Source organism: Streptomyces sp. ASQP_92 (genome assembly GCF_025399895.1).
Classification (GTDB): domain Bacteria; phylum Actinomycetota; class Actinomycetes; order Streptomycetales; family Streptomycetaceae; genus Streptomyces.
This window is the reverse complement of the sequence record NZ_JAODUA010000013.1, coordinates 67841-82970: the sequence shown is the minus strand read 5'-3', so window position 1 is coordinate 82970 and position 15130 is coordinate 67841. Positions and strand designations below refer to the sequence as shown.

General features: G+C 71.7%; 13 protein-coding genes. 12 read left to right on the top strand and 1 reads right to left on the bottom strand.

Features of this window, described 5'->3' with window-relative positions:
- Positions 1 to 3: 3 nt before the first annotated feature.
- The gene (locus N4G70_RS24835) at positions 4 to 2169 is read right to left on the bottom strand and encodes a tetratricopeptide repeat protein (protein WP_261714933.1); all 2166 of its coding nucleotides are present in this window, start codon (positions 2167 to 2169) and stop codon (positions 4 to 6) included.
- Between the two features lie 176 nt (positions 2170 to 2345).
- On the opposite strand from N4G70_RS24835, the gene N4G70_RS24830 reads away from it, so the two are divergent.
- From N4G70_RS24830 to N4G70_RS24775, 12 genes are all read left to right on the top strand, one after another.
- Entirely contained in the window at positions 2346 to 2786 is a 441-nt protein-coding gene (locus N4G70_RS24830) for a DUF948 domain-containing protein (RefSeq protein ID WP_261714932.1), read from the top strand.
- Between the two features lie 7 nt (positions 2787 to 2793).
- Complete coding sequence (locus N4G70_RS24825) at positions 2794 to 3141, top strand: DUF6167 family protein (RefSeq protein WP_261714931.1); 348 nt, start codon at positions 2794 to 2796, stop codon at positions 3139 to 3141.
- Positions 3141 to 5810, top strand: coding sequence for an alanine--tRNA ligase (gene alaS / locus N4G70_RS24820; protein ID WP_261714930.1), 2670 nt, complete (start codon positions 3141 to 3143; stop codon positions 5808 to 5810). Before N4G70_RS24825 ends, alaS begins: the two co-directional genes overlap by 1 nt.
- A gap of 94 nt (positions 5811 to 5904) precedes the next feature.
- Complete coding sequence (gene ruvX / locus N4G70_RS24815; protein ID WP_261714929.1) at positions 5905 to 6369, top strand: Holliday junction resolvase RuvX; 465 nt, start codon at positions 5905 to 5907, stop codon at positions 6367 to 6369.
- A 101-nt stretch (positions 6370 to 6470) separates the two neighbouring features.
- Positions 6471 to 8198 (top strand): endolytic transglycosylase MltG, encoded by a 1728-nt coding sequence (gene mltG / locus N4G70_RS24810; RefSeq protein ID WP_261714928.1) that lies wholly within the window; start codon positions 6471 to 6473, stop codon positions 8196 to 8198.
- Positions 8179 to 9021, top strand: coding sequence for a shikimate dehydrogenase (locus N4G70_RS24805; RefSeq protein ID WP_261714927.1), 843 nt, complete (start codon positions 8179 to 8181; stop codon positions 9019 to 9021). The genes mltG and N4G70_RS24805 overlap by 20 nt, the downstream gene beginning before the upstream one ends.
- A gap of 194 nt (positions 9022 to 9215) precedes the next feature.
- Positions 9216 to 10400 carry a chorismate synthase gene (gene aroC, locus N4G70_RS24800; protein WP_261714926.1) on the top strand — a complete coding sequence of 395 codons (1185 nt, stop codon included), beginning with the start codon at positions 9216 to 9218 and terminating at the stop codon, positions 10398 to 10400.
- The gene (locus N4G70_RS24795; protein ID WP_261714925.1) at positions 10397 to 10915 is read left to right on the top strand and encodes a shikimate kinase; all 519 of its coding nucleotides are present in this window, start codon (positions 10397 to 10399) and stop codon (positions 10913 to 10915) included. The genes aroC and N4G70_RS24795 overlap by 4 nt, the downstream gene beginning before the upstream one ends.
- Positions 10912 to 12006, top strand: coding sequence for a 3-dehydroquinate synthase (aroB, locus tag N4G70_RS24790; RefSeq protein WP_261714924.1), 1095 nt, complete (start codon positions 10912 to 10914; stop codon positions 12004 to 12006). The genes N4G70_RS24795 and aroB overlap by 4 nt, the downstream gene beginning before the upstream one ends.
- Positions 12003 to 12452 carry a type II 3-dehydroquinate dehydratase gene (gene aroQ, locus N4G70_RS24785; protein ID WP_161257918.1) on the top strand — a complete coding sequence of 150 codons (450 nt, stop codon included), beginning with the start codon at positions 12003 to 12005 and terminating at the stop codon, positions 12450 to 12452. Before aroB ends, aroQ begins: the two co-directional genes overlap by 4 nt.
- Positions 12453 to 12582: 130 nt before the next feature.
- On the top strand, positions 12583 to 13500 hold the full coding sequence (locus tag N4G70_RS24780; RefSeq protein WP_261714923.1) for an ATP-binding protein: 918 nt from the start codon (positions 12583 to 12585) through the stop codon (positions 13498 to 13500).
- Positions 13501 to 14010: 510 nt separating this feature from the next.
- Positions 14011 to 15117, top strand: coding sequence for an aminopeptidase P family protein (locus tag N4G70_RS24775; protein ID WP_261714922.1), 1107 nt, complete (start codon positions 14011 to 14013; stop codon positions 15115 to 15117).
- Positions 15118 to 15130 lie beyond the last annotated feature (13 nt).

Here is a 15130-nt window from a genome sequence, read left to right as displayed (position 1 = left end):
GCCTCAGCGCTTCAGCCCGCCGTCCCCCCGCTCCGCACGGAGCGGGAGGCGGCGGGCTTCCGCATGTGCGGGGCCCTCGGGCTGCTGCCCCTCGCGCGCGGACGGCAACTCCCGTACGTCGTCGGCCTCTTGGCCTCCTCCGAGTGCCCGCGCCACCGCGACCTCCGTCTCGATCCGGGCGCCGCGCCGCCGGTGCTCCTCGTACGCCGCGTCACCCAGTCGCTCCCGCGTCCGCTCCTCGCAGAGCACGTGCGCGGCGTAGAAGTACGCCGAACCGAACAGGGGCAGCCCCACCGAGGGCCAGATCCGCTCGGCCGCGCCCTGGAGCACGGCCGCCTCCGCCGGGTCCCCGGCGTCCACCTCGACCAGCGCCAGCATCTCCAGGGTGAGCACCGTGCCGACCAGGTCGTGGAAGGTGTGACTGACGGCGAGGGTCTCGCGCAGCAAGGTGCGCGCGCGGGCCGGATCACCGGCGTACCAGGCCGCGTAGGCCAGGACGTACAGCGCATAGGCGCGCGCCCAGCGCTCGCCGTGCTCCTCGCAGACCTCCACGACGTGCTCGCAGACCGAGACCGCCTCGTCCAGCCGGCCCCTGAAGCCCACCGCCATCGCCATCTCGACCCGGCCCATCAGCACATTGCTGTTGAGCTCGCCGACCTCCTCGTACCCGGCGAGGGCCTCGCGCAGCAACTCCTCGGCGCGCGGCATGTCGTCGGTGACCAGCGCCAGACACCCGGAGCGGTGCACCGCGTACGCCACGGCGACCGCGTCGCCACGCAGCTCGGCCTCCTCGCGGCACTCCTGCAACGCGGCGATCGCCGCCACCGCGTCGCCCTGGAGCACCGCCACATAGCCGAGCACCCACAGCGCCTTGAGCCGTGAACTGTCGTGCTCGCTCTCGGCGTCCAGGACCTGGGTCAGCCAGTGCCGGCCCTCTGCGAGCCGCCCGCAGCCGGCCCAGTAGAACCAGAGCGTGCCCGCCAGGTACTGGGCGAGGTGCGCGTCCTCGGGAGAGGCCAGCGAAAACTCCATCGCGGCACGCAAGTTGGGCAGTTCGCCCTCCACCCGGGCCGCCACCTCGGCCTGGCGCGGACTGAACCAGTCCAGCTCGCACCAGGTGGCGAGCCCCAGGTACCAGTCGCGATGGCGCCGGTGCAGCCGCTCCTCGTCGCCCATCGCCGTCAGCCACTCGGCGCCGTACTCGCGGACCGTGTCGAGCAGCCGGTAGCGGATGCCGCCCGCGCCGTCCTCACGCACCACCACCGACTGGTCGAGCAGCTCGCCGAGGACGTCCAGCACGTCCTGCTGCGGCAGATCGGGGCCCACGCAGATGTACTCGACGGCCTCCAGATCGAAGGCGCCCGCGAACACCGAGAGCCGCGCCCACAGCAACCGCTGCGCCCCCGTGCACAGTTCATGGCTCCAGCCGATGGTCGTACGCAGCGTCTGGTGGCGGGGCAGCACCCCCCGCCCGCCTCCGGTGAGCAGCCGGAACCGGTCGTCCAGGCGGCGCAGCAACTGCTCGACCGACAGCGTGCCAAGACGCCCGGCCGCCAGCTCCAGGGCCAGCGGAATCCCGTCGAGACGCCGGCACAGCTCGGCGGCGGCCGCCTCGTGCCCCTCGGTCGGCCGCTCGCCGCCCCGGGAGTCGGCCGCCCGCTCGGTGAACAGAAGCAGCGCGTCCCGCTCGTTCATGGGCGCCAGCGTGAACATCCGCTCGCCCTCGATCCTGAGCGGCAGCCGCCCGGCGGCCAGGACCCGCAGACGCGGGCAGCTCCGCAAGAGATCCCGCACCAGCTCGGCGCAGTCCGCCACCAGCTGCTCGAACCCGTCGAGCACCAGCAGGAGTTCACGCTCCGCGAGGTGGTCAAGGAGCAGCCGGCGCGGCGCTCTCGCCGTGTGGTCGGTCAGGCCCAGCGCCTCGACGACGGCGTGGTCGAGGAGGGCGGGGTCGTTCAGCGAGGACAGCTCGACCAGTCGGACGCCGTCGCAGTAGCGTTCCTGCTCCGCCGCGGTGGCCGCGGCCCGCAGCGCGAGACGGGTCTTGCCCACCCCGCCGACGCCGGTCACGGTGACCAGGCGCGCCTCGCGGAGCAGCCGGTCCACCCGGGCCAGTTCTCGGTCTCGCCCGACGAAGCGGTTCAACTCTGCGGGCAGATGGGAGCGCATGGAACACGCAGCGTACTCAAGGGTATGCACTGCGTACAATCGGCTTGCGCAACTCCGCTTGTGGCGGCGGGGAACGCGGTACGGGAAGCCATCGGCGGCGCGATAGGCTCGTAGGACACCTTTTTTCGAGGTTTTCGAGGTTTTCGGGTTCCGACGGGTTGCGGGGAGCGGTGCAAGTGTCCGGTGGAGAGGTGGCCGGGATCCTGGTGGCCGTCTTCTGGGCGATCCTGGTGTCCTTCCTCGCGGTCGTTCTCGTGAGGCTGGCCCAGACGCTGAGGGCGACGACCAAGCTGGTGGCGGAGGTGACGGACCAGGCCGTCCCGCTGCTCGCGGACGCCTCCGTCGCGGTGCGCTCCGCGCAGACCCAGCTCGACCGGGTCGACGCCATCGCCTCCGACGTCCAGGAGGTCACCTCCAACGCGTCCGCGCTCTCCACCACCGTGGCCTCCACCTTCGGCGGCCCGCTGGTGAAGGTGGCCGCGTTCGGGTACGGGGTGCGCCGGGCGATCGGGCGCAAGGGCGCCGCCCCGGCCGATGTGCCCGCCAAGTCGGCACGACGTACCGTGATCGTCGGGCGGACCGTGCCCCCCGCGCGGCGCTCGAAGCGAAAGGGCTGACGCTGCGATGTTCCGCCGTACGTTCTGGTTCACCGCGGGCGCGGCCGCCGGGGTCTGGGCCACCACCAAGGTCAACCGGAAGCTGAAACAGCTCACCCCGGAGAGCCTGGCCGCGCGCACCGCCGACAAGGCGGTCGAAGCCGGCCACCGGCTCAAGGACTTCGCCCTCGACATCAAGTCCGGCATGGCACAGCGCGAGGCCGAACTCAACGACGTCCTGGGCATCGACGGGAGCGAGCCGCGCGAACTGCCCGCGCAGCGCCGCCTCGTCGCCCTCGAGACCCCTTCACAGCAGCACACCAAGCAGCAGCACCCGCACACCAAGCATTCGTACGACCGGAATGAGGACCACTGATGGAGTCGGCCGAGATTCGCCGCCGCTGGCTGAGCTTCTTCGAGGAGCGCGGCCACACCGTCGTCCCTTCGGCGTCGCTCATCGCGGACGACCCGACTCTGCTGCTCGTCAACGCGGGCATGGTCCCCTTCAAGCCGTACTTCCTGGGTGAGACCAAGCCGCCCGCCCCGCGCGCCACCAGCGTGCAGAAGTGCGTGCGGACGCCGGACATCGAAGAGGTCGGCAAGACCACCCGGCACGGCACGTTCTTCCAGATGTGCGGCAACTTCTCCTTCGGGGACTACTTCAAGGAAGGCGCCATCACGTACGCCTGGGAGCTGCTCACCAGCTCCGTGGCGGACGGCGGCTACGGCCTGGAGCCCGAGAAGCTCTGGATCACCGTCTACCTGGACGACGACGAGGCCGAGCGCATCTGGCACGAGGTCGTCGGCGTGCCCAAGGAGCGCATCCAGCGCCTGGGCAAGAAGGACAACTTCTGGTCCATGGGCGTGCCCGGACCGTGCGGGCCCTGCTCCGAGATCAACTACGACCGCGGCCCCGAGTTCGGCGCCGAGGGCGGCCCGGCCGTCAACGACGAGCGGTATGTGGAGATCTGGAACCTGGTCTTCATGCAGTACGAGCGCGGCGCCGGCGACGGCAAGGAGGACTTCCCGATCCTGGGTGACCTCCCCTCGCAGAACATCGACACCGGCCTCGGCCTCGAACGCCTCGCGATGATCCTGCAGGGCGTGCAGAACATGTACGAGACCGACACCCTGCGCGTCGTCATGGACAAGGCCACCGAGCTGACCGGTGTGCGCTACGGCGACAAGCACGAGTCGGACGTCTCGATGCGTGTGGTCGCCGACCACATCCGCACCTCCGTGATGCTCATCGGCGACGGCGTGACCCCCGGCAACGAGGGCCGCGGCTATGTGCTGCGCCGCATCATGCGCCGCGCCATCCGCAACATGCGTCTCATGGGCGCCACCGGTCCCGTCGTTCAGGAACTGATCGACGTCGTCATCAAGACGATGGGCCAGCAGTACCCGGAGCTCGTCACCGACCGCAAGCGCATCGAGACGGTCGCGCTCGCCGAGGAGGCCGCCTTCCTCAAGGCGCTGCGCGGCGGCACCAACATCCTGGACACCGCCATCACCGAGACCAAGGCCACCGGTGGCACGGTCCTGGCCGGCGACAAGGCGTTCCTGCTCCACGACACCTGGGGCTTCCCGATCGACCTCACCCTGGAGATGGCCGCCGAACAGGGCCTGTCCGTGGATGAGGACGGCTTCCGCCGCCTGATGAAGCAGCAGCGCGACCAGGCCAAGGCCGACGCCCGCGCCAAGAAGACCGGTCACGCCGACCTGTCCGCCTACCGCGAGGTGGCCGACGCCTCCGGCGCCACCGACTTCACCGGCTACACCGCCACCGAGAACGAGTCGACCATCGTCGGCCTCCTCGTCGACGGTGTGCCCTCGCCCGCCGCGACCGAGGGCGACGAGGTCGAGGTCGTCCTCGACCGCTCGCCGTTCTACGCCGAGGGCGGTGGCCAGCTCGCCGACCAGGGCCGCATCAAGCTCGACAGCGGCGCGGTCATCGAGGTCCGCGACGTGCAGAAGCCGGTCCCCGGCGTCCATGTGCACAAGGGCGTCGTCCAGGTCGGCGAGGTGACGGTCGGCGCGTCCGCGTACGCCGCCATCGACACCAAGCGCCGCCGCGCCATCGCGCGTGCCCACTCCGCCACCCACCTCACCCACCAGGCGCTGCGCGACGCGCTCGGCCCGACGGCCGCCCAGGCCGGCTCCGAGAACTCGCCGGGCCGCTTCCGCTTCGACTTCGGCTCGCCCGCCGCCGTTCCCGGCACGGTCCTCACCGATGTCGAGCAGAAGATCAACGAGGTCCTCGCCCGCGAACTCGACGTGCAGGCCGAGGTCATGTCGATCGACGAGGCCAAGAAGCAGGGCGCCATCGCCGAGTTCGGCGAGAAGTACGGCGAGCGGGTGCGCGTGGTCACCATCGGCGACTTCTCCAAGGAGCTGTGCGGCGGCACCCACGTCCACAACACCGCCCAGCTGGGCCTGGTGAAGCTGCTCGGCGAGTCGTCCATCGGCTCCGGGGTACGCCGCATCGAGGCCCTGGTCGGCGTCGACGCGTACAACTTCCTGGCCCGCGAGCACACCGTCGTCGCCCAGCTCCAGGAGCTGGTCAAGGGACGTTCCGAGGAGCTCCCGGAGAAGATCTCCGCCATGCTCGGCAAGCTGAAGGACGCCGAGAAGGAGATCGAGAAGTTCCGCGCGGAGAAGGTCCTCCAGGCCGCCGCCGGTCTGGTCGACTCCGCCAAGGACATCCGCGGCACCGCGCTCGTCACCGGACAGGTGCCGGACGGCACCTCCGCCGACGACCTGCGCAAGCTCGTCCTGGACGTGCGCGGCCGCATCCCGGGCGACCGCCCGGCGGTCGTCGCCCTGTTCACCACCGCCAACGGCCGTCCGGTGACGGTCATCGCCACCAACGAGGCCGCCCGCGAGCGCGGTCTCAAGGCCGGCGAGCTGGTCCGCACCGCGGCGAAGACCCTCGGTGGCGGAGGCGGCGGCAAGCCGGACGTCGCCCAGGGCGGCGGCCAGCACCCGGACGCGATCGGCGACGCCATCGACGCCGTCGAGCGCCAGGTCGCCGAGACCTCGTGAGCGACGACCGCGCGGCAGCCGGGCCGCGGCCGACGACGATGACCGCGGCCGCGCGCCGCGCGGTCGGAGAAGCGAACCATCGGGCAGGTGCCCGATGAGACGAGGACGCCGACTCGCGATCGATGTCGGGGACGCACGCATCGGGGTCGCCTCGTGCGACCCCGACGGGGTGCTCGCCACGCCGGTGGAGACCGTGCCGGGCCGCGATGTCCCGGCCGCCCACCGGCGGCTGCGCCAACTCGTCGAGGAGTACGAGCCGATCGAGGTGATCGTCGGACTGCCCCGCTCCCTCAACGGGGGCGAGGGCCCGGCGGCCGCCAAGGTCCGCGTCTTCACCCAGCAGCTGGCGCGCGGCATCGCCCCGATCGGCGTGCGGCTCGTGGACGAGCGGATGACGACGGTGACCGCCACGCAGGGACTGCGCGCCTCGGGGGTGAAGTCCAAGAAGGGACGTTCCGTCATCGACCAGGCAGCCGCCGTGATCATCCTTCAGAACGCGCTTGAGGCCGAACGGGTGTCAGGTAACGCTCCGGGCGAAGGCGTCGAAGTGGTTATCTGATCGCGATACGGTAACGTTCCGGCCGATGCGGAGGCATTCGAACAGTCACCGCACAGCAAAAGAGGCGGACCGTCCGGATGCCTCGCGGCTCTAGGGGACCGATGACTGAGTATGGCCGGGGCCAAGGCTCCGAACCGTGGCACCCAGAGGACCCCCTCTTCGGGGACCAGGGGTGGGGAGCGCAGCAGGCTGCCTCCGGTCAGGCTTCGCACGACGGCCACCAGCAGCAGGAGCAGTACCAGCAGCAGTACTACCCGCAGCAGTCGCAGGACCCGTACGGGCAGCAGCCCTACCCCGAGGCGCAGCCGCAGCCGCACTACGCCGAGCAGCAGGGCTACGTCGAACAGCCCCAACAGGGCTACCCCCAGCAGCAGTACGCGCAGCAGTACGCGGCCCCGCCGCAGCAGCCGCAGCACTACGACGGGGGCTGGGACGCCACCGGTCGGCAGGCCGCGATGCCGTACGCGGGCCAGCAGCCGGACCCGTATCTCAACGGCTACGCCGACGAGAGCCATGACCCCTACGGCACGGCGGAGGCGTATCCGCCGCCGCAGCCGCCCGGTCAGCGGCAGGCCCCCACCGTGCCCGAGGTGCCCGAGCAGGGCCACGAGTGGAACGCCGAACCGCAGGAGGAGAACCACCCGTTCTTCACCGGTGTTGACGACAGCGAACGCGACGACGACGAGCCGCGCGAGTCCCGCCGCGGCGCGGCGACCGGCGGCCGCGACCGGCGGAGCAAGACCAAGAAGAAGGGCAAGAGCGGGCGCGCCTGCCTCGTCCTCGCGGTGATCTTCGCGGTCGGGGCCGGCGGAATCGGTTACGTGGGCTACGACTTCTACCAGAAGAAGTTCGGCGCGGCCCCCGACTATGTGGGCGAAGGCGCAGGCGAGAGCGTCACCATCGAGGTGCCGACCGGCGCCGGCGGCTCCGAGATCGGCCAGCTCCTCAAACAGGCCGGTGTCGTCAAGAGCATCGACGCCTTCGTCCAGGCGCAGAACGACGACCCCAAGGGCAAGACGATCCAGGCCGGCGCCTACACGCTGAGGAAGGGCATGTCGGCGGCCAGCGCGATCAAGCTGATGCTCAACCCGGCCAGCCGCAACTCCCTCATCATTCCCGAAGGCAAACGAAACGCCTGGGTCTATGGCGAGATCGACAAGCGGCTCGGCGTCTCCTCCGGCACCACCAAGGAGGTCGCGCTCAAGAACGCCGACAGCATGGGTCTGCCGGACTGGGCCAAGAACCACAAGAACGTCAAGGACCCGCTGGAAGGGTTCCTCTACCCGGCGAGCTACCCGGTCGCCAAGGGCATGAAGCCCGAGGACGTGCTCAAGAAGATGGTCAACCGGGCCACTTCCGAGTACGGCAAGCAGGACCTGGCCGCCGAGGCCAAGAAGCTCCATCTGGAAGGCCCCTGGCAGCTCATCACCGTCGCGAGCCTGGTGCAGGCCGAGGGCAAGACGCCCGACGACTTCCGCAGGATGTCCGAGGTCGTCTACAACCGCCTCAAGCCGGACAACACCCAGACCAACCAGAAGCTCCAGTTCGACTCGGCGTACAACTACCTCACCAACCAGAGCAACATCAAGATCGGCCTGTCGGAGATCAACAGCAACCCGGACCCGTACAACACCTACAAGTGGCGGGGCCTGACCCCCGGTCCGATCGGCAACCCCGGCAGCGAGGCGATGGCCGCGGCGCTGGACCCGACGAGCGAGGGCTGGATGTACTTCGTGGCCACCGACGGCAAGCACAAGACCGAATTCGCCAAGACGCTGGCCGAGTTCAACAAGCTGAAGGACGAGTTCAATGCCCAGTCCGGCCAGTGAGGGAGCGCGACGGGCGGCCGTACTCGGGTCGCCCATCGCGCACTCCCTCTCTCCGGTCCTGCACCGGGCCGCGTACGCCGAACTCGGCCTCGGCCACTGGTCCTACGACCGGTTCGAGATCGACGAGGCAGGGCTCTCCGGCTTCTTCGCGGGGCTCGACACCTCCTGGGCCGGTCTCTCGCTCACGATGCCGCTGAAGCGGGCGGTCATCCCGCTGCTCGACGCGGTGAGCGCGACGGCGGCCTCCGTCGAGGCGGTCAACACCGTCGTCTTCACGGACGACGGCCGGCGCCTGGGCGACAACACCGACATCCCCGGCATGATCGCGGCCCTGGGGGAGCAAGGGGTGACCCGGGTCGAGTCCGCCGCCGTCCTCGGCGCCGGCGCCACCGCCTCCTCGGCGCTTGCCGCGCTCGCCCGGATCTGCGTCGGCCCGGTCACGGCGTACGTACGCAGCGAGGCCCGGGCCGAGGAGATGCGCGGCTGGGGCGAGCGGCTCGGCGTCGACGTCCGCACAGCCGACTGGTCGCGGGCGCACGAAGCGTTCGCGGCGCCGCTCGTCATCGCCACCACCCCGGCCGGCACCACCGACGCGCTCGCCGCGGCCGTCCCCGAGCGCGTCGGCACCCTCTTCGACGTGCTGTACGAGCCCTGGCCGACCGCGCTGGCGGCCGCCTGGTCGAGGCGCGGGGGAGCCGTGGTGGGCGGGCTCGACCTCCTTGTGCACCAGGCCGTGCTCCAGGTCGAGCAGATGACGGGCTGCGCGAGCGCCCCGCTCGACGCCATGCGCAAGGCGGGCGAGGCGGCGCTGGCGGGCCGTTGAGACCGCTTCGCCGACCGGCCCCGCGGGACCTCGGGACGGTGCGCGGCCGCCCGCTCCCGGCCCCGTCCCAGTCCGTCTGCTGGACCGGGGCCCGGCCCACCATCTCGGACGTGGGAGGATCAGGGGTGGCGGGCCAGGGCCGCGCACCCCGGGCGCCGTAGTAGTCCTGGACGCGCGAGCAACGAGGAGCACCGTTGAGCAGGTTGCGCTGGCTGACCGCGGGGGAGTCCCACGGACCCGCACTTGTCGCGACGCTGGAGGGTCTTCCCGCCGGCGTACCGATCACCACGGAGATGGTGGCCGACCACCTGGCCCGGCGGCGGCTCGGCTATGGACGCGGCGCCCGCATGAAGTTCGAGCGCGACGAGGTGACCTTCCTCGGCGGCGTACGGCACGGCCTGTCCATGGGCTCGCCGATCGCGATCATGGTGGGCAACACCGAATGGCCCAAGTGGGAACAGGTCATGTCGGCCGACCCGGTGGACCCCGAGGTCCTCGCCGAGCTGGCCCGCAACGCCCCGCTGACCCGTCCGAGGCCCGGCCACGCCGACCTCGCCGGCATGCAGAAGTACGGCTTCGACGAGGCCCGGCCGATCCTGGAGCGCGCCAGCGCCCGGGAGACCGCGGCCCGCGTCGCCCTCGGCGCGGTGGCCCGCTCCTACCTCAAGGAGACGGCCGGCATCGAGATCGTCAGCCATGTGGTGGAGCTGGCCGCGGCCAAGGCCCCCTACGGCGTGCTGCCGACCCCCGCCGACGTCGAGAAGCTGGACGCCGACCCGGTGCGCTGCCTGGACGCGGATGCCTCGAAGGCGATGGTCGCCGAGATCGACCAGGCCCACAAGGACGGCGACACCCTCGGCGGAGTCGTCGAGGTGCTCGCCTACGGCGTGCCCGTGGGCCTCGGCTCGCACGTCCACTGGGACCGCCGTCTGGACGCGCGGCTCGCCGCCGCCCTCATGGGCATCCAGGCGATCAAGGGCGTCGAGGTCGGCGACGGCTTCGGGCTCGCCCGGGTGCCCGGCTCGCAGGCGCACGACGAGATCGTCAACACCGGCGAGGGCGTCAAGCGCACCTCCGGCCGCTCCGGCGGCACCGAGGGCGGACTGACCACCGGTGAACTGCTGCGCGTGCGCGCGGCGATGAAGCCGATCGCGACCGTGCCCCGCGCGCTCGCCACCATCGACGTCGCCACCGGCGAGGCCGCCAAGGCCCACCACCAGCGCTCCGACGTGTGTGCCGTGCCGGCCGCGGGCATCGTCGCCGAGGCCATGGTCGCGCTCGTCCTCGCGGACGCGGTCGCCGAGAAGTTCGGCGGCGACAGCGTGCCCGAGACCCGTCGCAACGTCGTGTCCTACCTCGACAACCTCCAGATCCGGTGAGCACCTCACCCCTGGTCGTGCTGGTCGGGCCGATGGGCTCCGGCAAGTCCACCGTGGGCGCGCTGCTCGCCGAGCGGCTCGGCGCGCCCTACCGGGACACCGACGCCGACATCGTGGCCGCCGAGGGCCGCCCGATCTCGGACATCTTCATCGAGGACGGCGAGCCGTACTTCCGCGCCCTGGAACGGGACGCGGTACGGCTCGCACTCGCCGAGCACCCCGGCGTGCTCGCGCTGGGCGGCGGCGCGATCCTCGACGCCGACACCCGCGCGCTGCTCGCGCCGCACCCCGTCGTCTATCTGTCGATGGACGTCGAGGAGGCGGTCAAGCGCGTCGGCCTGAACACCGCCCGGCCGCTGCTCGCGGTCAACCCGCGCCGGCAGTGGCGCGAGCTGATGGACGCGCGGCGCCATCTGTACACCGAAGTCGCCCGTGTGGTCGTCGCGACCGACGAGCGCACCCCCGAAGAGGTCGCCCAGGCGGTCCTCGACGCACTGGAGTTGAAGGACGCATGACGGAGCAGGCACCCACCCGGATTCCGGTCGGCGGCACCGCCGGGACGGACCCGTACGACGTGCTCGTCGGCCGCAACCTGCTGGGCGAGCTGGCCGGACTCATCGGCGACCGGGCGAAGCGCGTCGCGATCATCCACCCCGAGGCCCTGGCCGGCACCGGTGACGCGATCCGCGAGGACCTCGACGCCCAGGGCTACGAGGTCATCGCCATCCAGGTGCCCAACGCAGAGGAGGCCAAGACCGCCGAGGTCGCCGCCTACTGCTGGAAGGCGCTCGGCCAGTCCGGCTTCACCCGCACCGATGTCGTCGTGGGCGTCGGCGGCGGCGCCACCACCGACCTCGCCGGCTTCGTCGCGGCCACCTGGCTGCGCGGGGTGCGCTGGATCTCGGTGCCGACCACCGTGCTCGGCATGGTGGACGCGGCCGTCGGCGGCAAGACCGGCATCAACACGGCCGAGGGAAAGAACCTGGTGGGCTGCTTCCACCCGCCCGTCGGCGTCCTGTGCGACCTGGCCGCGCTGGACTCGCTGCCGGTCAACGACTACGTGTCGGGCCTGGCCGAGGTCATCAAGGCCGGCTTCATCGCCGACCCGGTCATCCTCGACCTCATCGAGGCCGACCCGGCCGGCGCCCGCACCCCCGGGGGGCCGCACGCCGCCGAGCTCATCGAGCGCTCCATCCGCGTCAAGGCCGACGTGGTCTCCAGCGACCTGAAGGAATCGGGTCTGCGCGAGATCCTCAACTACGGCCACACCCTGGCGCACGCCATCGAGAAGAACGAGCGCTACAAGTGGCGGCACGGCGCGGCCGTCTCCGTCGGCATGGTCTTCGCGGCCGAACTCGGCCGTCTGGCAGGGCGGTTGGACGACGCGACCGCCGACCGGCACAGTGCGATCCTGGAGTCGGTCGGTCTTCCGCTCACCTACCGCGGCGACCAGTGGCCCAAGCTCCTGGAGAACATGAAGCTGGACAAGAAGTCCCGCGGCGACCTGCTCCGCTTCATCGTCCTGGACGGCCTCGCCAAGCCGACCGTCCTGGAGGGTCCCGACCCGGCGGTGCTGCTCGCCGCCTACGGCGAGGTCTCCGCATGACCCGGCGGGTGTTCGTCCTCAACGGCCCGAACCTCGGCCGCCTGGGCTCCCGCGAGCCCGACGTGTACGGCGCCACCACCTACGCGGGCCTCGTAGAGGTCTGCGAAGGCCTCGGCAAGGAACTCGGCTTCGAGGTCTCGGTCCGCGAGACCAACGACGAGGGCGAGCTGATCCGCTGGCTCCACGAGGCCGCGGACGGTCGAATTCCGGTCGTCATCAACCCGGGTGCCTTCACGCACTATTCGTACGGAATGCGCGACGCGGCCGCCCAGCGCACCGCGCCGCTCATCGAGGTGCACATCTCGAACCCGTACGCCCGTGAGGAATTCCGCCACACCTCGGTGATCGCACCCGTCGCCACCGGCACGGTCGCGGGCTTCGGCATCGGCTCCTACCGCCTGGCACTGCGTGCACTCGCCGACGAACTGGCCGACGAACTCGGCTGACGGGCACGGCTCGCCTCCCTCGGCCGTTCACACTGTGGCGGCCGGGGGAGGTACGGTTCTGCACCGGGCCGCCCACACCGACGGGCGCCCGACCAGCGCCAGTTGCCTGTACGAGACGGAGTGGCACCGGATGCAGCACGCAGGGGGGGCTCCACTGCCGCCGCCCCACGCCCCGGGGCAGCCCCCGCACGACTGGGCCCGGGCGATCGAGCCGGAGGGCACGGCTCCGCTCAGGCCGGGCGCGCCCCCGGCCGCGCCGCCCGTGCCGGGTGGCGTCCCGCCCTACCAACCGGGGCCGCCACCGGGATCCGGGGTTGCCCAGGTTCCGGCGCCCCACCACCCCGGAGCGGCCCAGCCGCCCGGCCAGGGCTGGCACGGGCCCGCGCCGCAGCACGCCTCGGCACGGCCGCCCTCCCGCGACACGACGGGGCACGTCGCCCTGCCGCCCGGCGGCCCCGTTCCGATGCCGCAGGCGCCCGAGGGCACCGGGGCCACCACGCTCGCGGTGCTGCTCATCGGCCCCGCCGGAGCGGGCAAGACGACCGTGGCCCGGTACTGGGCGCAGCACCGCCGGGTGCCCACCGCGCACATCAGTCTCGACGACGTACGCGAATGGGTGTGCTCGGGGTTCGCCGACCCGCAGTCCGGCTGGAACGACCACTCCGAGGCCCAGTACCGCCTGGCCCGCCGCACCTGCGGCTTCGCCGCGCGCAACTTCCTGGCCAACGGGATCTCCTGCATCCTCGACGACGCGGTCTTCCCCGACCGGCCGGTCGTCGGCCTCGGCGGCTGGAAGCGGCACGTCGGCCCGGGCTTGCTCCCGGTCGTCCTCCTGCCCGGCCTCGAAGTGGTCCTGGAGCGCAACGCGGAACGCAGCGGCAATCGTCGCCTCTCGGACGAGGAGGTGGCCGGCATCCACGGCCGGATGGCCGGCTGGTACGGCTCGGGGCTCCCGATCATCGACAACTCCCAGTACGACGTCCCCACCACGGCCCGCCTCCTGGACGACGTCCTGGCCCGAACGATCGCGAGCCCGCCGAGCTGGTAGGGGCCGGGTTTTCCCCACCCCGCCCCTTCCCGAAACCCTCCGGGGGTGTCTGTCCGGTGCGGGCTGTGGGGGGCTGGTCGCGCAGTTCCCCGCGCCCCTTAGCTACTCGGCGCTGGCCGGCACTTCAGCCTGTCCGGCGTTTGAGGACGAGCGCCGTTCAGGCGCGATCGGGGTCTGGGGCGGAGCCCCAGGTTTCTTTTGGCTGCGGGCCGTGGGTGGCTGGTCGCGCAGTTCCTCGCGCCCCTCAAGTGCTCGGTGCTGGCCGGCATGGGCAACCTCAGCCCGCCCGGCGTTTGAGGACGAAGCGTGGGGGCCGTGCAGTGGGGTAGGTCGCACCCCCTTCAGCCCGTCCGGCGTTTGAGGACCAAGTACGGGGGGCCATGCAGGGGGCCAAGCAGCAACCCCCAGCCCGCCCGGCGACTGAGGGCAAGGACGGACCGACCACCGGGGCGGCCCCCGGTCGGACGCGCAGAACCAGCCGAACCCCCGCCCCCCTCATACGCTCGGGTCATGTCAGAGGTGTTCGCGGCACGCCGCGGCTGGCTGCGGGACCGCTCGGCGGCCGCAGGCAGCGCGGCCGCCCTGGTCTCGCGCCCGGCCAATGTCCGCTATCTCGCCGGTGGCGCCCCGCCCGGCGCGGTCCTGCTGCTCGGGCCCGTCGAGGACGTACTGCTGTGTCCGCGCACACCGTCGGGCGATCTCATCGAGGGGCACCTGGACGAGCACTTGCGGCTGACCGTGCTGCCCGCGCCGGACGGCGACCCGGCCGTCGCGGCCGCCGACCTCGCGCAGGCCAGCGGCGCCGACTCCCTCGCCGTCGAGGAGCACCACCTGTCCGTGGCCCGCCACCGCGCCCTCGGCTCGGTGGCGCCCCGGCTGCTCCTGAACGACCTCGGGGGAGCCGTGGAGCAGCGCAGGCTGGTCAAGGACGAGGAGGAGATCGCCTGTCTGCGCATCGCCGCCGAGATCACCGACCAGGCGCTGGGCGAGCTCCTGGAGTCGATCCTGGTGGGCCGCACCGAACGCCATCTCGCGCTGGAGCTGGAGCGCCGCCTGGTCGACCACGGCGCCGACGGGCCCGCTTTCATGACCTCGGTCGGCACCGGCCCCAACTCCGGCCGGGCAGGCCACCGTCCGGCCGACCGCCGGGTCGAGGAGGGCGACTTCCTGTCGGTCTGCCTGGGTGCCACCTACCGCGGATACCGCTGCGAGATCGGCCGTACCTTCGTGATCGGCACCACCCCAGCGGACTGGCAGATCGAGCTGTACGAAGCCGTTTTCGCAGCCCAGCGGGCCGGCCGCGAGGCCCTGGTGCCGGGGGCCGAGTACCGTGCGGTGGACCGCGCCGCCCGTCAGGTGCTGGACGCCGCGGGTCACGCGGAGGCCTTCGGACCGCTCACCGGACACGGGGTCGGGATCGAAATCGACGAGGAGCCGCAGCTGGCACCTGGAGCCATGGGTAAACTGGACACTTGCGTGCCGGTCACCGTCGAACCGGGGGTCCACCTCCCGGGCCGGGGCGGCGTCCGGATCGATGACACGCTCGTCGTACGCCCCGAGGCGGACGGCGGCCCCGAGCTACTCACCATCACGACCAAGGAGCTGCTAGCGCTCTAGCACGCGTACGTGC